Genomic DNA, 19,775 nt, shown 5'->3' with positions numbered 1-19,775 from the left:
CATTTACTTATATATGAAGTAATATTTAAGAATATTTTTATGCTATATTAAATATAAGTTATTAACAGCTATATTGGGAAGTGGATTTATTATTAATAACATTAAATTTAAATTAGCAATTGTCCTATTATTTATATTCATATGTGGCGGTGGTTTCTTTTATACTTTTGATAAGGTAATAACACCAACTGTGCTGGCAGCAGCTGATGGCGAAATGAAAGCTAAGGCTTTAGAAATTATTAATAAGACTATAATTGATAATTGTTTAGAAAACTTTAAATATGAAGATATAATAAATATACAAAAGGATCATGAGGGAAATATAGCTTTGATAAAGGCTGATACATTAACTATGAATAAAATTGCTTGTGATGTGGCTTTAGAATCTCAACAAAAGTTAAATAAATTAGGTACCATAGGAATAAAAATACCTGCAGGATATATATTTAAAAATAATATTTTAGCTTACTTTGGTCCAAATATAACTGTTAAAATGCAGCCTATTGGATATATAGAAACAAGATATATATCAGATTTTCAGAGTGAAGGAATTAATCAGACTAGGCACAGAATTTATGTACAAGTAAAAACAAATATAAGAGTAATAATTCCGTTGAGCAGTAATGAAATAGAAGTGAAAAATGAAATACCTATTTCAGAAACTATAATAGTAGGAAAGATACCAGAAACCTCTATAAATATGGGTCTGGACAATGCAGGAATTAGAATTAGAGCAGGTGAAAATACAAATTATTAAAAAAAGGACAATTAACAGAAATAAATTACTGTTAATTGTCAATTTTTTAATATCATTAATTTTCCTCCCAATTGAATATATAAGGAATGTTTCTATAAAAATCTCCATAATTTAAGCCGTAGCCTACTACGAATACATCAGGGATTTCGAAACAACAGTAGTTAGGTTTAATATTTACTTTTCTCCTTTCAGGTTTATCCAAAAGTACACAGCATTTAACAGAAGCAGCACCTAATTCTTTTACGTGATTAATTACAAAATCCATAGTTAAGCCTGTGTCAATTATGTCATCCACTATTAGAACATCTAAACCTTTTATATCATCAGGAATATCATTTACTACTTTTACTTTACCTGTAGATACCTCATCATGACCATAGCTTGAGGTTGTCATAAAACCAATTCTAGTAGGTGTAGTTATATTCCTTATTAAATCAGCGGTAAATATAAAACTACCTCTTAGCAAAGATAATACATATAGATTTTTATCATTATAATCCTTTGTTATTACTTTACCTAGTTCTGCAATTCTTGTACTAATTTGTTCTTCGGGTATTAAAATGTTTTCTTTCCTTTGTTCCATTATAGACCTCCATTCTATAACAATTATATATATTTACAATGTTGTTTTTATAGTATAAAATTATATGAAAGTTGTCAAGGTTTATACAATTATTTGTCAAATTGCAAGGAGTGGATTTTATGATAAACGGAAATACGGAAGGAATTAGAGATGTTATACTAGATAGATTGAATAAAATATACAATGTGAAAGTACCAAAAGATGAAGTTTTTAATTTAGAAATAGTGGATATAATTTCAGAAGTCACTTCTGAAATAGAAAGAGAAGTTAGTGTGGCTATAGATAGGAAAGGAAATGTAATAGATGTATCTATAGGAGATAGCACTACTGTAGAGGTACCTATAATTGATATAAAAGAAAAAAGATTATCAGGGGTAAGAGTAATTCATACTCATCCAAATGGAAACTCTAGATTATCTGCTTTAGACTTATCTGCTCTTACAAGATTAAAGTTGGATTGTATAGCAGCCATAGGTGTTGACGAAGCTGGACCTATAGATACAACTCTAGGTTTTTGCAATGTAGAAAAGGATATTTTAGTAGCTGAAACTACTGGAAAGTTAACTATTGAGAATGCTATTAGTTATGACTTAATGGGTAGAATAAAATATATTGAAGAAACCATAAAATCAAATGAAGTTGTAGAGGATAATAGTGAAAGGGCTATCTTAGTTGGTGTTGAAAGCGAAGAAAGTCTAGATGAGTTAAAAGAGTTAGCTAAGGCATGCAATGTAACTGCTGTAGAGCAGGTTTTACAAAAAAGAAATAAAATTGACTCTGCCTTCTATGTAGGGAGGGGAAAAGTAGAAGAAATTGCATTACTGACACAGGCAAAAAAGGCAAATGTGATTATTTTTGATGATGAATTAACTGCTTCTCAAGTTAGAAATCTTGAAGATTTTATTGGAGTAAAAGTAATCGATAGAACAACTCTAATTTTAGAGATATTTGCAAAAAGAGCAAAAAGTAAGGAAGGGAAAATTCAAGTAGAGCTTGCTCAGCTAAAATATAGATTACCAAGGCTATCAGGTCTAGGTACAGTTCTTTCTAGAACCGGTGGTGGTATTGGAACTAGAGGGCCAGGAGAAAAGAAATTAGAGACAGATAGAAGACATATAAGGGAAAGAATATATGATTTAGTTAAGGAATTAGAAAAAATAAAAAAGATAAGAGAAACTCAAAGAGATAATAGAAATGAAATACCTAAGGTATCTTTAGTTGGATATACTAATGCAGGAAAATCCACCTTAAGAAATGTACTGTATAATATGTATTCCCCAAAGGAAGATGCATTAAAGGGAAATGTATTTGAGGCAGATATGCTTTTTGCTACTTTAGATACAACCACTAGAGCCATAGTACTTCCTGATAATAGAACCATAACCTTAACGGATACAGTAGGATTTATAAAAAAGCTTCCTCATGATTTAGTAGAGGCCTTTAAATCCACATTAGAAGAGGTGATTTACTCTGATTTACTGCTGCATGTAGTAGATGTATCCTCAGACAATTATAAAGAGCAGACAGAGGCAGTAAATGAGGTGTTAAGGGAATTAAAAGCTATAGATAAGCCAACTATACTTGTTTTAAATAAAATAGATAAGGTTAGTGATGAAGAATTATTAAACATAAAAGATAATTTCAAGGGAATGCAGTATATAGAAATATCAGCCAAACAAGGTATTAATTTAGAAAAACTTATAGAAGAAATAATTAATAGATTACCTTATAAATTAAAAAAGGAAGAATATCTAATTCCATATGCAGATAGTGCTATTGCAGCTTATTTGCATAGAAATGCCAATGTTAATGTGGAAGAATATAGAGAACAGGGAATTTATATTCATGCAGAGGTAGATAAACAGGTGTATAATGTGTGTAAAAGGTATATGATTGGCGAATAGATTTAGAGTACAGATGACAGAGTACAGAGTACAGAGAATAAATAAAAAATGATAAATAATAAATAAGGAAACCTTACCTAAAAGGTAAGCTAAAATTTAATTTTAAATTTTTCGTAGTGACAATGGAGAAAGATTATCCATATCTATTATTTATTCTTCATTATTTATAATTTAAGTTTTTATGCAGTGTTAACTGAATAAAAACATCCATAACTGTCAACTGTCAATTGTCCTCTGTCAACTGAATACAGTGGGGGTGTGTTATATGGATATTTTAATTAAGGATGCTATGATAATTACTATGGATGAAGGCAGGGATGTTATAGATAGGGGATATATATTAATTAAGGATAACTTAATAAAACAAGTTTCTTATGGAGAATATATAGGAGAAAATATAGGGGAATATAAGAACTTAGAAGTAATAAATGGTAAGGATTATTGTGTTATGCCTGGCTTAATAAATGCTCATACTCATGCAGCTATGACTATGTTAAGAGGATATGGAGAAGGATTACCTCTTATGAGATGGTTAAAAGAAAAGATATGGCCAATGGAAAGTAAATTTACAGCAAAGCACATAAAACTGGGCACGGAACTTGCCTGTTTGGAGATGCTTAGTACAGGGACTACCTGTTTTAATGATATGTATTTTTATCAGGAAGAAGTTATGGAAGTAGCTAAAGAATTTAATATTAGAGCTGTTTTAGGAATACCAATAATAGGAGAAGATTGGGAACATCAGCTAAAAGAAGCATTGGAACTTCATAAAAAAACTGAAAGTTGCAAAAATACAATGGTATCAAGTATGTTAGCCCCTCATTCTCCCTATACACTATCAAAAGAGGCATTAAAAGTAATAGGGGAAGAAGGGAAAAAAATAGATAGCGGTATACACATACACATTGCAGAAACAGAAGATGAAGTGAATATATTAAAGGAACAATATAACAGTACTTCTTGCCAAGTTCTTTTAGAAAGTGGTATATTTGAAAATAGAGTAGTAGGTGCCCACTGTGTTCATTTAACAGATGAGGATATAAAAATAATTAAAAATAACAAAGTAAATGTAGTCTATAATCCTCAAAGTAATATGAAGTTGGCTAGCGGAATTCCAAGAATAGTAGAAATGCTAAATGAAGGAATAAATGTGTGTATAGGTACTGATGGAGCTTCTAGTAATAATAATTTAAATATGATGGAGGAAATGGAGACAGGAGCTTTACTTCAAAAACTTTGGTGCAGGGATCCGACTAAACTGGATGGCAAAGAAATAATTAAAATGGCTACACTTAATGGTGCAAAAGCATTAGGTTTTGACAAATTAGGCAAAATTAAAGAAGGCTATTTAGCAGATTTAATAATGATTAATTTAAACAAACCTAATTTAGTTCCAAATTACAATGTATATTCTAATATAGCTTTTTCGGCTAATGGCAGTGAGGTTGAATATGTAATTGTAGACGGAAATATAGTAATGAGGAAAGGTGAATTCTTAAATATAGATAAGGAAAAAATAATATATGATTTTAAAGCATTATGTAAAAACCTTATGTGATATGGATAAACATCGAATTAATTTTATAAAATAAGATAGCACTGTTAATAAAATATTATAAATTATTTTGGGAGGAATTTTATATGGATAAATACGTTTGTAGTGCATGTGGATATATATATGACCCTGCTCAGGGAGATCCAGACAATGGAGTAAAACCAGGAACACCTTTTGAGCAGATACCGGATAATTGGGTTTGTCCTATTTGTGGTGTAAGCAAAGATAAATTTGAAAAAGCAAAATAATAGAAAAGTGATTAGTCAATTTGGCTAATCACTTTTCTATTATTATTGATTTTTATATAATATTATTATATCTTAACATGAAACATATACCATAACCTTATTGCAATATTTTGTATGTATTAAAATCCATACAATTTTAAGATTATAGATTTAATCTGGATTTAACATGATAATATGATATAAATAAAGTACTATTTTAATTAAAAATGAAATTGAAAAAAATATAACTTTCATATATAATTGATTTATAAAATATTTATATATAATTATATTCATTGTATTAAATATTTATACATTCGTAGTATTTGAATTCAGCTATAAGGGGGCTTAAAAATTGATAAAAAGATTTAAAAGAGTATTAGTTGCTAATAGAGGAGAAATTGCTATAAGAATTTTTAGAGCTTGTCATGAGCTAGGCATAAGAACCGTTGCTATTTATTCAAATGAGGATAAATGCTCATTATTTAGGACTAAAGCAGATGAAGCTTATTTAATTGGTAAAAATAAAGGACCTGTAGAGGCTTATTTAAATATTGATGAAATAGTTCATCTAGCGCTTAAAAAGGGAGTGGATGCTATACATCCCGGATATGGATTCTTATCAGAAAATCCTGAGTTTGCTAGAAAGTGTAGGGAAGCAGGCATAGAATTTATAGGACCAACTCCAGAAATGATGGAGAAGTTAGGAGATAAGATACAGTCTAAAATAGTGGCAAAGAAAGCTGGAGTTCCAACAATACCCGGCGTAGAAAGAGCTATTACTTCTGAAGAAGAGGCATTGGAAATTGCAAAAGTTTGTGGCTATCCAGTGATGGTGAAGGCATCAGCTGGCGGCGGTGGAAGAGGAATGAGAATTGTAAAAAGTGAAAATGAACTGATTCCTGCTTTTAGGAATGCTAAGGAAGAAGCAAGAAAAGCTTTTGGAATAGACAGTTTATTTATTGAAAAGTATTTAGAGGGACCAAAGCATATAGAAGTTCAAATACTTGGTGATAAATATGGCAATATTGTACACTTACATGAAAGAGATTGTTCTATTCAAAGAAGACATCAAAAGGTTATAGAGTTTGCACCGGCATTTTCAATTTCCAAGGAAAAGAGAGAAGAGATTTGTAATGATGCTTTAAAAATTGCAAAGTCTGTAGGTTATGCTAATGCAGGAACTGTAGAATTTCTAGTAGACAAATACGGCAATCATTACTTTATAGAGATGAATCCTAGGGTACAGGTAGAACACACCATAACAGAAATGATTACAGGAATAGATATTGTACAAAGTCAAATTTTAATTGCTCAAGGATATGCTCTAAATTCTCCTGAAATAAATATAACTTCTCAACAGGATATAGTACCTAATGGATATGCAATACAGTGTAGGATTACCACTGAAGATCCTATGAACAATTTTGCACCAGACACTGGAAGAATAGATATATATAGAAGTGGTTCTGGCTTTGGCATAAGACTTGATGGAGGGAATGGTTTTACTGGAGCTGTAATAAGTCCCTACTATGATAGTCTTTTAGTAAAAACAACTGCTTGGTCAAGAAGCTTTAAAGATGCTTCAAGAAAAGCAATTCGTTCCATTAGAGAATTAACTGTATCAGGAGTTAAAACCAATGTGGACTTTTTAATAAATGTACTTAACCACCCAACCTTCTTAAAAGGAAAATGTACTACAAATTTCATAAATGACAATCCAGAGCTTTTTGATATATCACCTAAAGAAGATGAGGAATTAAGAGTATTAAAATATATAGGAGAAAAGGTAGTAAATGAAACTAAAGGGAATAAACCTAGCTTTGATGTACCTGTAGTACCTAAAATTCAGAAGGTTGAAGATTTAAGAGGTACAAAGCAAATTTTAGATGAAAAAGGGGCAGAAGGATTAGTAAAATGGATAAATGAGCAAAAAAAGTTATTAATAACTGATAGCACTATGAGAGATGCTAATCAATCTTTAATGGCTACAAGGCTTAGAAGCAAAGATATGATAAAAATTGCTAAGGCAGAAGCTAATCTTGCTAAAGATTTATTTTCCATGGAAATGTGGGGAGGAGCAACATTTGATGTAGCATACAGATTTTTAAAAGAAGATCCTTGGGAAAGACTTGAAAATATAAGAAAGAAAGTACCTAATATATTACTGCAAATGTTAGTTAGAGGAGCAAATGGAGTAGGATATAAAAATTATCCTGATAATGTAATAAGAGGGTTTATAAGAGAATCAGCAAAATCAGGAATAGATGTGTTTAGAATATTTGATTCATTAAACTGGTTAAAGGGTATGGAAGTAGCTATAGATGAGAGCTTAAATACTGGCAAAGTAGTAGAGGTATGCATATGCTATACTGGAGATATTTTAGATACCTCAAAGGATAAGTATTCTTTGGAATACTATGTGAAAAAGGCTAAAGAAATAGAAAAAACAGGAGCTCATATACTTGGAATAAAAGATATGTCAGCACTGTTAAAGCCTTATGCAGCAGGAAAACTTATAAGAGCATTAAAAAATGAAATTTCTATTCCTATACATTTACACACTCATGATACTACTGGAAATGGAGTAGCTACAATACTTATGGCAGCAGAAGCAGGTGTAGATATAGTAGATACAGCTTTTAGCAGTATGTCAGGGCTTACAAGTCAGCCAGCTTTAAATTCTGTAGTGGCCGCTTTAGAGAATACGGAAAGAGATACAGGACTTAATTTAGATAATCTACAAAAGATATCTGATTATTGGAGTGCTGTAAGACCAGTATATGCCCAGTTTGAATCAGGATTAAAATCTGGTTCCACGGAAATTTATAAATATGAAATACCTGGAGGCCAATATTCAAATTTAAAAAATCAAATAGAGAGTTTTGATTTAGGACATAGATTTGACGAAGTAAAAGAAATGTACAAAAAGGTTAATGAAATGGTAGGAGACATAGTTAAAGTAACTCCTTCATCTAAAATGGTTGGGGACTTAGCAATATTTATGGTTAAAAATGATTTAACACCAGAAAATATATATGAAAAGGCTGAAAATATGGCTTTTCCTGATTCTGTAGTATCTTTCTTTAAAGGAATGATGGGTCAGCCAGAAGGAGGTTTCCCTAAGAGGTTACAAAAGTTAGTGTTAAAAGGGGAGAAAAGCATAGATGTACGTCCAGGTGAGTTATTGCCTCCTGAAGACTTTGATAAAATCAAAAAGCATATTAAAGAAAAATACAATATAGAAGCATCCAATAAGGATTTAATAAGTTATGCTTTTTATCCTGAAGTTATGGAAGATTATATAAAATATATTGAAGAGTATGGTGATTTGAGCCATATGGGTAGTGATGTATTCTTCCATGGATTGAAGGAAGGGGAAACTAGTGAAATAGAAATTGGAGAAGGTAAGACTCTAATTATTAAACTTCTTCAAATAGGAAAATTAAACAAAGGTAAAAGAACTTTAGTTTTTGAGGTAAATGGCAATAGAAGAGAGATAGAAATTATAGATAAAACTAATAGTATTAAATCATTGGAAGAAAATCCTATTGAAATAGCAGATAAATTCAATAAATATGAAATAGGTGCAAGTATACCTGGAACCATATTAAATGTTTTTGTAAAAGAAGGAGATATAATAAAAGAAGGAGATAGTATAGCTTTAATAGAAGCTATGAAGATGGAAACTAATATACAGGCTGCTGTAAATGGAAAGGTAGAAAAGATTTATGTGAAGGAAGGGGAACAGGTGAAAACTAGCCAGCTCATAGTTAAATTATCCCAATGCTAATTGTTCACCTGAACTAATTTTAATTTTAGACAAATTTTAATATTATCATTTAAAAGTAATCTATACATTAGGTGTGGATTACTTTTAATTCTTTCTTTGAATATAAAAGGGAAATAAGTATAGAATTAATACTAGTATAAAATTAATTAATAAAAGTGAAGGAAAACATGCATTTGTCAAAGTGAAGTATTGTAATTATGTCCAGTAATATTATATAATAGGATATAATTTAACACTTATGAATTTATTTAAAAGGGGGAATAGTGTTGGAAAAAACTATTATACAGTATCAAAGAGCTTTCAATGGTCTTGTAGAAAGACTTAAGGGTAATGATACAGTGCTTGCGGCTATGGTATTTGGTAGTGTTATCACTGGGGATTTGTGGGATAAATCTGATATAGATCTTTTTGTTATTGTAAATGAAAAAATCCCTGATATTAAAAATATATATACTGAGGAAAAAGGTGTGCCTGTTCATATAAAACTTATGAGTAAAAATAAATTCATGCAGCTTTATGACGAGGATCTAAGAGGAGGTTTCATCCATAGAATATTTGCATCTTCTAGATTAGTTTTTTCTAAAGATGAAGATATAACCAATAGATATGATAGTGGCAGATATTATCCTGATTTGGACAGAGAAAGATGGAATATGGTGTATTTAGGTAGTTTATTAAAAAGCAGCGGGGTTTGTAGAAAATATCTGTATAATGATGGTATATATACAGCATATGCTTCAGCTGTAAAGACCGCAGAAGAGTATGCAAAGTTATTTGTAAATTCTTCTGGATATATGATAAGCAAAGATGCCATGACTATGGCCATGAATTTAAATGACAAATTTAAGCAACGTGTAGATGAATTATTTTTTAGCAAGGAAGATGTAAAGAAAGCTATAGAAAAACTATTAACCTTTGTAGACGAAAATATAGATGCTGACTTAAAAAATATTACAAGCATATTATTGAATTATATGAAGGAAAAAGATGCATTTTTAAGTGGAGAAGATATAAAAAAGGCAACTTTATTCCATAGTTTTGATATAGATATAGAGGAAATATTAGAAAAACTTTGTGAAAAAGATATAGTTAAAAAAGAAACCAGAGATTATAAAGCCAGTGATGGCAAGACCCTATTTAAAGAAAATGTTTATTTTATATAGAAATTGTGGGAAGTAACTTTTATAGTTTGCAGAGGATAATTGTTAACTGTGAACTATGGAAGTGCTTTGCACTTTTTTGAGAGGTTATGATATGGATAAGTATTTTGTAGATTTAGAAAACATTGATATTGCTAAGTATATTAAAATAGCTCAACATATAAAAAAATTAATAGATGATAATTTAATAGAAGACGGAGAAAAACTGCCTTCTATTAGAAATTTATCTAAGCTTTTAAAGGTGAATAATGTTACTATAGTAAGTGCATATAAAAAACTAGAAAGTGAAGGCTATGCTATTCAAAAGGTAGGAAGTGGAACTTACGCAAAAAGAAAAGAAATAGCCGTAAACTTAAAAAAGAGATATGGAGAAGTTGTTAGAAAAATAAGCAGTGAAGAGATGAAAAAATATATAGACTTTTCTGGAGAAGCAGCCTGTAGTGATGTTTTTCCTATAAGCTCTTTTAAGGATGTCATAAACAAGGTATTAGATAGGGACGGTATGGAAGCCTTAGCTTATCAGGAAGCTTTAGGTTATGAAGGATTGAGGAAAAGTATAGATGAATTTTTTTGGGATAATAAAATAGGGAAAGATAATATTCTTATAGTTTCCGGGGCACAGCAGGGGATAGATATAGCTTCAAAGGCTTTAATAAATGTAAATGATAATGTTGTAGTAGAAAAGCCTACCTATGGAGGCGCTCTTACGGTATTTAAATGGAGAAGATCTAATATATATGAAATAGAATTAGAAAAAGACGGCATGGATCTAAATAAATTAGAAAAGTTAGCAAAAAAAAATAAAATACGATGTGTATATATAATGAGCTATTTTCAGAATCCTACAGGCATAAGCTATAGCATTGAAAAAAAGAGAAGACTACTAAATATGGCAGAGATATATGATTTTTATATAATAGAAGATGATTATCTATCTGAGTTAATATATAATAATAATGAGTATGTAAGCTTTAAAAGTATTGATTATAACGATAGAGTAATATATATAAAAAGTTTTTCTAAAATTTTTTTACCTGGTATTAGATTAGGTTATATGATATGTCCTAAAATATTTAAGGAAAGCATACAAAATTCAAAGGTAAATACGGATATTGCTACATCAAGTTTAATGCAAAGGGCCTTGGATTTATATATAAAAGAAGGAATGTGGAAAGAGTATATAAATGTTTTAAATAAAGTTTATAAAGATAGATATATGTTTATGAAAGAATACTTATTTCAATTAAAAGAATATATTGAATTCTATTCCCCAGGTGGAGGACTGCACTTTTATATAAAGTTAAAAGGTACAAAAGTTAATTGTATGAATTTGTTTTATAGATGTAAAAGAGAAGGAGTATTAATAACTCCGGGAATAATATTCTATAAAAATCCTGAAGAAGGTTTAAACTATTTTAGAATGGGATTTTCTCAAGTTGGGGAGGAAGAAATAAAAAAGGGTATTGATATAATTAAGCATATTCTAGAAAAAGATTAAAGATTGGAGAAGGAAAATTGAGGAAGGGATTGCTTCAAGTTCAATGGAATGAAATAAATAAATATACTCAGGAAGAAATTACTTACTTCTTATTTTTGGAAGGCAAATCTTTAGAAGCTATTTGTAAAATTAGAAATATAAATAGAGATGTTGCACAAAAGCATATTATTGATGGGAAAATAAAATATGGATTACTGGTAAAAAGCAAGGATGAAGGAGAATTGTTACAAAATGTCTCAAGAGCCGGTAAATCTGATAAATTAGATATAATAAACTCTTTAGAAGAATCTACTAAAATTAAATTAATAGAATATATAAGAAAAAATTATGTAGAGATGTATCCAAAGGAAAAGGAAACAGCCATATGGATTATAGGTGAGTTAAAGGAAAAATCCTGTATGGATATTCTAATAAAAGCTTCTGTACATAAATTTGTCAATGTTAGAAGAATGGCAGTATCTGCCATGGGGAAAATGGAAGATATAGCTTTAGAAATGCCGCTGATAAGGGCTTTAGAAGATGATAATCCTCAGGTAGTACTATATGCAATTAAAGCTTTAACCAAAGTTAAAAGCTTAAAAGCTAAAGAGAAAATAAGTTGTATATTTAATAACTCAGATAAGGATTATTTAAAAAGGGCGGCTGAAAGATATATGGAAGAAATAGAATTAAACAGCAATGGTAGGTGATACTGTGGGATATTTAACTATTAAAGATGAAATAAGCAGCGAATTTGAAGAAAAAAAATCTATATTTATAGGTCATGTAAAGAGAGTTTACAATGAGGAAGAGGCAAAGGCTTTTATAAACAAAATAAGAAGCGAGCATAAGGAAGCTACTCACAATGTGTACGCTTATATTATTGGAGAAAATATGGGCATTCAAAGATATAGTGATGACGGTGAGCCTCAGGGGACTGCAGGGGTACCGGTGCTTGATGTAATAAAGAAAAATGGAATAACTAATACAGTAGCAGTGGTTACCAGGTATTTTGGAGGAGTTTTACTAGGGAAAGGCGGACTTGTAAGAGCATATAGCAGAGGCACTGCTCAGGCTATAAAGGAAGCTGGTATAGTAGAAAGAGTACAGGGAGCTGCTCTTCATGTTGTTATAGATTATGATCTTTTGGGAAAAGTGCAGTATTTATGCGGCCAAAATTTATGGCATATAGAAGATATCATATATACAGATAAAGTAGAAATTATTGTTTTATGTACTGATGAAATAATGGAGAAAATAAAAAATGAAATGGTACAAGTTACCTCAGGAAAATGTAGTTTTAAAAAGTATGAGGAAGGATATTATTTTAAAATAGAAAATAGACTGTTTAAAGAAGAAATATAATCAAAGTAATATCTATTTGTATTTGAGTTTATATTATCATATATGTTATAATGGTTGAGGCATTTTTAAAATTAATATAATATAGGTTTCTATATTGATATTTTTCAGTATATAAAAGAATTAATGTGCATAAGGAGGAGATATAAAATGTCAGGACACTCTAAATGGCATAATATACAAGCAAAAAAAGGTAAGGTAGATGCAAAAAGAGGTAAAATATTTACTAAGGTAGGTAAAGAATTAGCTATTGCGGCAAAGAATGGTGGGTCAAACCCCGATACTAATAGTAAATTAAGAGATGTTATTGCAAAAGCTAAAGCAAATAACATGCCTCAAGATACTATAACGAGAGCTATCAAAAAAGGTGCTGGAGAAATGGAAGGAATAAACTATGAAGAAATAGTTTATGAAGGATACGGACCATCAGGAATAGCTGTTTTAGTTGAAGTTTTAACAGATAATAAAAATAGAAGTGCAGGAAATGTAAGATATGTATTTACTAGAAATGGCGGAAACATGGGATCAACTGGTTGTGTATCTTTTATGTTCCAAAAGAAAGGACAATTAGTTATAGAGAAAACAGACCAATTAGATGAAGATGAATTAATGATGATGGCTTTAGAAGCTGGTGCAGAAGACTTCGCTTCAGAAGATGAAGTATATGTTGTAACAACTGCGCCAGAAGATTTTGGAGTTGTTAGAGAAGCTTTAGAAGAAAAAGGATTAGAATTCCTTGAAGCTGAAGTTAAAGCAATACCAGATACATATACAGAAATAGATGAAGCAACAGCATCTAAATTCCAAAGGATGCTGGATGCCTTTGATGATGATGATGATGTTCAAAACGTTTATCATAACGCTGAGTTCCCTGAAGGATGGGAAGAGTAGTCCTTTCAGTTGACAGAGGACAATTGACAATTGACAGTTAAGGAGACTTTTCTTCCACTGTGCTGCAGAAAAGCTTAGAATTAAATTTCAAATAATAAATAATAGAGAATAAAGAATAAATGAGGAAAAAGGGTCATAAAGAGAAAGTTTAAGTGAGCATATATAGATTTGTTTAAGCCAAATCTATATATGCTTTTTTGTCTATAAATAAAACCAAAAAAATTGTTCACAATTTTTTCAAACTTTATGTATAAAAGTTTCAGCAAATGACAATAATCAAGTTAGGAGGGATACTATGGAAATGAAAAATAAAAAAAGAATATATGTGATTTTAGTTATTATGGTTTCTGCTATTATTTTTAGCTTAAGTTACTATATGGCATTGGCAAAAATAAAAAGTAATAATAGAGAAAATAGAGATGACAAAGTTCAAGTAAATAACATAGGTGAAGAAATTGATAAAATAGCTGTACAAGGAAGCGGAGATGAGAAAATACACCCTGATACCTCTATTGAATTTAAAATAAGGTATAAAAAGAGCGGTGATACTGTAATAGAAAAAGTAGAAAAGGGAAGAAATGTTAATGAAAAAACAAAAAATACTCTTGAGGAAAGATACAAAAAAGAAGATTATAAATTAGAAGAGGCATCATCTTCAAAAATTATACTAGTAAAAGAACTTGATAAATATTTACCAAATAAATATGTGTTGGGGATAAAAGGACAATATCTTGCTATTTATAGAACAGATAGTAATGGAGATATGTATATAGAAAATGAGCAAACTGACATAACGGGAAAAAGAATTGATCACTTAAAAGAGCAAGATATAAATCTTTTAACTAATGGAAGCAGATACTTTCAATGTAATAGCCGAGAGGAAGTATTATCACGCCTTGAGGATTATGAATAATAATCCTTGAGGTTTTTTTGTTGAATAAAATTTCTTATAATGGTAAAGTAATAGGTGATAATTTATTATAAATAAGGGGCTGAATCAGATGTATGAGTACATAAAAGGCGTCTTTAAAGGAATAAATAAGGACTATATAGTTGTAGAAAACAATGGCTTAGGCTATAAAATATATACATCGGGGAATACCTTAGCTAATATGCCTAAAATAGATGAAGAAGTAAAACTATATTTACAGCAAATTGTTAGGGAAGATTTTATTGGTCTATATGGTTTCTATTCTAAAGAAGAAAGAGACATGTTTAATCTTTTGTTAACTATAAATGGAGTTGGTGCCAAAGCATCTTTATCATTACTATCTATAAGCAGTATATTGAATTTGAAGTATGCTATCCTTACCTCTGATGAAAAATCTTTAATGAGAGCTCCTGGTATTGGGAAAAAAACTGCTCAAAGGATTATACTTGAGCTTGGTGATAAGCTGAAAAAAGATGATTTATCTGGAGAAGTAAAGGGAAAATTAGATGAGCATAATGGAATTATGGATAATTCATTGGAAGCATTAGAGGCGTTGACTTCTTTGGGATACTCAGAAAAAGAAGCCAATAATGCGCTAAAAGCAGTGGACAAAAATAGTTCCTTAGAAGTAATAATAAAACAGTGTTTAAAATTTTTAATGAATGGAAAGGAGTAATATGATGGGCGAAAGATTTGTTACCCCTTTAAGTGTAGAAGAAGATACCGATATTGAGTATAGTTTAAGACCGCAAAGGCTTAAGGAATATATAGGACAGAAAAAGGTAAAGGAAAAATTAGATATCTTTATAAAGGCTGCTAAAATGAGGGGAGAAGCCTTGGATCATGTACTGCTTTATGGCCCTCCAGGACTTGGAAAAACAACTTTGGCCAATATAATTGCAAGAGAAATGGGGGGAAGTTTAAAAATTACTTCAGGACCTGCTATAGAAAGGGCAGGAGATTTAGCTGCGATTTTAACAAGTTTAAATGATTATGATGTATTATTTATAGATGAAATTCATAGATTAAACAGGTCAGTGGAGGAAATTCTTTATCCTGCCATGGAAGATTACGCTTTGGATATAGTCATAGGGAAGGGTGCTGCTGCAAAATCTATAAGATTGGATTTGCCTAAATTCACTCTTATAGGGGCTACCACTAGAGTAGGATTATTAACATCTCCACTAAGAGATAGATTTGGAATACTTTGTCCTATGGAATTTTATGAGGAAGATGAACTAAAAGAAATAATTGTGAGATCATCAGGAATACTAAATATAGATATAGAAGAAGAAGCTGCCTATGAATTAGCTATGAGATCTAGAGGAACTCCAAGAATAGCTAATAGAATATTAAAAAGGGTTAGAGATTACTCAGAGGTTAAAGGAAATGGAATTATAAATTTACAAACCGCAAGAGATGCCATGGAGCTTTTAGAAATAGATAGAGAAGGATTCGACAGCATAGATAATAAGATTTTAACTGCTATTATAGATAACTTTGAAGGAGGTCCTGTTGGAATAGAAACCCTTTCTTATTTCATAGGAGAGGAATTAGATACTATACAGGATGTATATGAACCCTATTTGCTGCAAAAGGGCTTTATAATAAGGACACCAAGAGGAAGAATAGCTACAGATAAAGCTTATAAGCATTTTAAAAGAAGCAAAAAAGATAAGTTTCAAATAGACCAGTGTTCAATGAAAATTGATAACCAATAGTTTAGTTATTTTTTTAATCATACAAAGGAGTGGAAACATGCAAGTAAAAGATTTTGATTACTATTTACCAAAAGAACTAATAGCACAATGCCCATTAGAAAAAAGGGATGAGGCAAGACTTATGATTCTAGACAAGAAAAGTGGTGAAATAGAACATAAAATATTTAAAGATATAATAGACTATCTAAACCCTGGAGACTGTCTTGTATTGAATGATACTAGAGTAATACCAGCTAGACTTATAGGTGAAAAACAGGATACCCATGGCAAAATGGAGTTTTTACTTTTAAAGAGAATAGATAAAGATACTTGGGAAACTTTAGTAAAGCCTGGTAAAAGGGCTAAGATAGGCACCAAGTTTTCATTTGGAAATGGTGAGCTAACAGCAGAAATAATGGCTCTTGGCGAAGAGGGAAGTAGAATAGTTAAATTTGAATATGATGGAATATTTGAGGAGGTTTTAGATAGACTAGGGCAAATGCCACTTCCTCCATATATAAAGGAAAAATTAGAGGATAAGGAGCAGTATCAGACTGTTTATTCAAAGGAGCAGGGATCAGCAGCAGCGCCTACAGCTGGACTCCATTTTACAGAAGAACTTTTGCAAAGAATAAAAGATAAAGGAGTAAATTTGGCCTTTTTAACTTTGCATGTAGGGCTTGGTACTTTTAGACCAGTAAAAGTAGATGATGTATTAGAACACCATATGCATTCAGAATATTATAGAATGACAAAGGAAACTGCAGAATTAATAAATAAAACAAAGGAAGCTGGTAAAAGGGTTATAGCAGTAGGAACAACATCATCTAGAACTCTTGAAACCATAGGAGATGAATCTGGTAGAGTTAGAGAGCAGTCAGGATGGACAGATATATTCATCTATCCAGGATACAAATTTAAGATCGTAGATGCTTTAATTACTAATTTTCATCTTCCAAAGTCAACTTTAATTATGTTGGTAAGTGCATTATGTGGAAGGGATAAAATAATAAATGCTTATAACATAGCTGTAAAAGAAAAATATAGATTTTTTAGCTTTGGAGATGCTATGTTTATCAAGTGATTCTTAGCTTCAGATAAAATAGATAAAGGAGTGTACACACACATGTACAAATTAATTAAAAAATGTGGCAAGACAAGAAGAGGAGAATTTACTACACCTCATGGTACAGTACAAACTCCTGTGTTTATGAATGTAGGAACTTTAGGAGCTATTAAAGGAGCAGTTTCTTCCATGGATTTAAAGGAAATAGGCTGTCAAGTAGAGCTTTCAAATACATATCACCTTCATTTAAGACCTGGAGATAAAGTGATAAAACAAATGGGCGGACTTCACAAGTTTATGAATTGGGATAGACCTATTTTGACTGACTCAGGTGGATTTCAGGTATTCTCTCTAGCTAAAATAAGAAAGATAAAGGAAGAAGGAGTGTACTTTAACTCTCATATAGATGGAAGAAAAATATTTATGGGTCCAGAGGAAAGTATGCAAATACAAAGCAATATAGCATCTACTATTGCTATGGCTTTTGATGAGTGTATTTCTAATCCTTCTCCTAGGGAATATGTAGAAAATTCTGTAGCTAGAACTACAAGATGGCTTGAAAGATGTAAAATTGAAATGGATAGATTAAATTCATTACCAGATACCATAAATAAGAAGCAAATGCTTTTTGGTATAAATCAAGGTGGTACCTATGATGATATTAGAATAGAGCACGCTAAAACCATAGCTAAAATGAACCTAGATGGATATGCTATAGGAGGGCTTGCTGTAGGAGAAACCCACGAGGAAATGTATAGGATAATAGATGCAGTGGTTCCATATCTGCCAGAGGATAAGCCAATATACTTAATGGGAGTAGGACTTCCAAGTAATATATTAGAAGCTGTGGATAGAGGAGTAGACTTTTTTGATTGCGTACTTCCAGCAAGGAATGGAAGACATGGTCATGTATTCACTAAGGAAGGTAAGATAAATTTAATGAATGCTAAATTTGAGTTAGATGGAAGACCTATAGATGAAGGTTGCCAATGTCCAGCATGCAAATATTATTCTAGAGCATATATTAGACATTTATTTAAAGCGAAAGAAATGTTAGCTATGAGGCTTTGTGTTTTACATAATTTATATTTTTACAATAATCTTATGAGAGAAATTAGAGATGCCATAGATGGAGATTACTTCCCAGAGTTTAAAGAAAAAAAATTAACAGAATGGGCAGGAAGAGCATAGAGGATAATATTAAAATCTATGAAAATTTTAATAATTAATAAATATTTCATATAAATTTGAAAAGTTTTACTTTACACATTAGTAAAGTACTTATAAACTTATACTATGAGGGGAGGTGATTATATGACAATGATTGGAGAATTTTTAACTATTGCTGCAGCTAGTCAACCAACTGGAGGCGGATTAGGCTTCTTTTTACCTTTTATTTTAATGCTGGTATTCTTCTACATAATTTTATATATACCGGAGAAAAAAAGAAAGAAAAAATATAAAGGTATGTTAGATTCTCTAAAAGTAAATGACGAGATTATAACAAAGGGTGGAATACTAGGAAAGGTTATAAATGTACAGGATACATTTATAATTTTAGAAACAGGACCAAGTAGGGCAAGAATAAAGTTGGATAAAAACGGAATACTTTCTATTTTAAATCCTTCTAATGTAGAGGAAAAGGAAGATAAAAAGGAAGTAAAAAAAGAAAATAAGCATAAAGAAGAGATAAAAGAAGAAACAAAAGAAGAGACAAAAAAAGAAGTTAAAGAAGAAGTTAAAAAAGCTGATGAAGAAAGCAAAGGCGTAGATTTTAAAGAAAATTAAAGAACAGAAATAAATTATTAAAAATTTTTTTCTTTAATCATAAAACACCTCTTTTCTACATAGATAGTAATAGATAGGGGGTGTTTTATATATGGGAAAAAGTAACTTTTTACCTATAGGAGACGGTGTATTAAGAAGTACTGTTATTACCGTCATATTTATGATTGTATATGCAATTATAATGAGCTTTGTAGATATCGGCGAAAAAATTAATGCTATTTTTTACTTGGTTACTACAGTGTTAAGTATAATGTACGGAAGCATATATGCAGTACGTAAAATCAATAAAAGAGGATGGCTTACAGGATTGATGGTTGCTGCATTATATATGTTAATAATTTATATAGTGTCTTTGATAGCAGGCAATTCACCTGGTTTGGAATACAGGGGAATGATGAGAATAGCTTTGGCATTAGCTGTAGGTGCATTATCTGGAATGCTAGGTATAAATATTTGACTTAGAGTATAATTTTAGTAGGCAAAAGTAGTAATAATTACTGCTTAAAAAATTAAAAGGAGATACAAAAAGTATCTCCCACATACATAAAAAATCCATTATAATGTAAGTTGATATTACTATA

Annotated in this window: 18 protein-coding genes; 17 read left to right on the top strand and 1 reads right to left on the bottom strand. The window is 30.6% G+C overall.

The window, feature by feature from the left end:
- Window positions 1-73: 73 nt before the first annotated feature.
- Window positions 74-757 carry a sporulation protein YunB gene (gene yunB / locus CLLI_RS13590; protein WP_278335589.1) on the top strand — a complete coding sequence of 228 codons (684 nt, stop codon included), beginning with the start codon at window positions 74-76 and terminating at the stop codon, window positions 755-757.
- Window positions 758-812: 55 nt separating this feature from the next.
- Here the strand turns inward: yunB and hpt are convergent, their stop codons facing one another.
- A complete protein-coding gene (hpt, locus tag CLLI_RS13585; protein WP_106064738.1) occupies window positions 813-1,340 on the bottom strand; it encodes a hypoxanthine phosphoribosyltransferase in 528 nt (175 codons plus the stop codon).
- 119 nt (window positions 1,341-1,459) lie between these two features.
- Between hpt and hflX the strand changes: the two genes are divergently transcribed.
- From hflX to CLLI_RS13505, 16 genes are all read left to right on the top strand, one after another.
- On the top strand, window positions 1,460-3,244 hold the full coding sequence (gene hflX / locus CLLI_RS13580) for a GTPase HflX (protein WP_106064737.1): 1,785 nt from the start codon (window positions 1,460-1,462) through the stop codon (window positions 3,242-3,244).
- Window positions 3,245-3,509: 265 nt separating this feature from the next.
- Window positions 3,510-4,802 (top strand): amidohydrolase, encoded by a 1,293-nt coding sequence (locus tag CLLI_RS13575; RefSeq protein WP_106064736.1) that lies wholly within the window; start codon window positions 3,510-3,512, stop codon window positions 4,800-4,802.
- A gap of 83 nt (window positions 4,803-4,885) precedes the next feature.
- Window positions 4,886-5,047, top strand: a complete 162-nt coding sequence (gene rd / locus CLLI_RS13570) for a rubredoxin (RefSeq protein WP_106064735.1) — start codon at window positions 4,886-4,888, stop codon at window positions 5,045-5,047.
- 334 nt (window positions 5,048-5,381) lie between these two features.
- Entirely contained in the window at window positions 5,382-8,819 is a 3,438-nt protein-coding gene (locus tag CLLI_RS13565; protein WP_170063743.1) for a pyruvate carboxylase, read from the top strand.
- 266 nt (window positions 8,820-9,085) lie between these two features.
- Window positions 9,086-9,982: a nucleotidyltransferase domain-containing protein gene (locus tag CLLI_RS13560; protein ID WP_106064734.1), complete on the top strand. Its 897-nt coding sequence runs from the start codon at window positions 9,086-9,088 to the stop codon at window positions 9,980-9,982.
- A gap of 91 nt (window positions 9,983-10,073) precedes the next feature.
- Entirely contained in the window at window positions 10,074-11,477 is a 1,404-nt protein-coding gene (gene pdxR / locus CLLI_RS13555) for a MocR-like pyridoxine biosynthesis transcription factor PdxR (protein WP_106064733.1), read from the top strand.
- Between the two features lie 17 nt (window positions 11,478-11,494).
- Complete coding sequence (locus CLLI_RS13550) at window positions 11,495-12,166, top strand: HEAT repeat domain-containing protein (protein ID WP_106064732.1); 672 nt, start codon at window positions 11,495-11,497, stop codon at window positions 12,164-12,166.
- A 4-nt stretch (window positions 12,167-12,170) separates the two neighbouring features.
- Window positions 12,171-12,821, top strand: a complete 651-nt coding sequence (locus tag CLLI_RS13545; protein ID WP_106064843.1) for a YigZ family protein — start codon at window positions 12,171-12,173, stop codon at window positions 12,819-12,821.
- A 147-nt stretch (window positions 12,822-12,968) separates the two neighbouring features.
- Window positions 12,969-13,709, top strand: a complete 741-nt coding sequence (locus CLLI_RS13540) for a YebC/PmpR family DNA-binding transcriptional regulator (protein WP_106064731.1) — start codon at window positions 12,969-12,971, stop codon at window positions 13,707-13,709.
- 295 nt (window positions 13,710-14,004) lie between these two features.
- Window positions 14,005-14,622: a hypothetical protein gene (locus CLLI_RS13535; RefSeq protein WP_106064730.1), complete on the top strand. Its 618-nt coding sequence runs from the start codon at window positions 14,005-14,007 to the stop codon at window positions 14,620-14,622.
- Between the two features lie 88 nt (window positions 14,623-14,710).
- A complete protein-coding gene (ruvA, locus tag CLLI_RS13530) occupies window positions 14,711-15,316 on the top strand; it encodes a Holliday junction branch migration protein RuvA (protein WP_106064729.1) in 606 nt (201 codons plus the stop codon).
- A gap of 4 nt (window positions 15,317-15,320) precedes the next feature.
- The gene (ruvB, locus tag CLLI_RS13525; RefSeq protein ID WP_106064728.1) at window positions 15,321-16,361 is read left to right on the top strand and encodes a Holliday junction branch migration DNA helicase RuvB; all 1,041 of its coding nucleotides are present in this window, start codon (window positions 15,321-15,323) and stop codon (window positions 16,359-16,361) included.
- A 37-nt stretch (window positions 16,362-16,398) separates the two neighbouring features.
- A complete protein-coding gene (queA, locus tag CLLI_RS13520) occupies window positions 16,399-17,424 on the top strand; it encodes a tRNA preQ1(34) S-adenosylmethionine ribosyltransferase-isomerase QueA (protein ID WP_106064727.1) in 1,026 nt (341 codons plus the stop codon).
- A 42-nt stretch (window positions 17,425-17,466) separates the two neighbouring features.
- The gene (tgt, locus tag CLLI_RS13515) at window positions 17,467-18,597 is read left to right on the top strand and encodes a tRNA guanosine(34) transglycosylase Tgt (RefSeq protein ID WP_106064726.1); all 1,131 of its coding nucleotides are present in this window, start codon (window positions 17,467-17,469) and stop codon (window positions 18,595-18,597) included.
- 123 nt (window positions 18,598-18,720) lie between these two features.
- Entirely contained in the window at window positions 18,721-19,194 is a 474-nt protein-coding gene (gene yajC, locus CLLI_RS14930; RefSeq protein WP_423236803.1) for a preprotein translocase subunit YajC, read from the top strand.
- 91 nt (window positions 19,195-19,285) lie between these two features.
- Window positions 19,286-19,651, top strand: a complete 366-nt coding sequence (locus CLLI_RS13505; RefSeq protein ID WP_106064725.1) for a TIGR04086 family membrane protein — start codon at window positions 19,286-19,288, stop codon at window positions 19,649-19,651.
- Window positions 19,652-19,775 lie beyond the last annotated feature (124 nt).

The sequence above is a fragment of the Clostridium liquoris genome (genome assembly GCF_002995785.1).
In the GTDB taxonomy this organism is placed as follows: Bacteria; Bacillota; Clostridia; order Clostridiales; family Clostridiaceae; genus Clostridium_AO; species Clostridium_AO liquoris.
The sequence above is the reverse complement of the archived record's forward strand: the minus strand, read 5'-3'. Positions and strand labels throughout refer to the sequence as shown.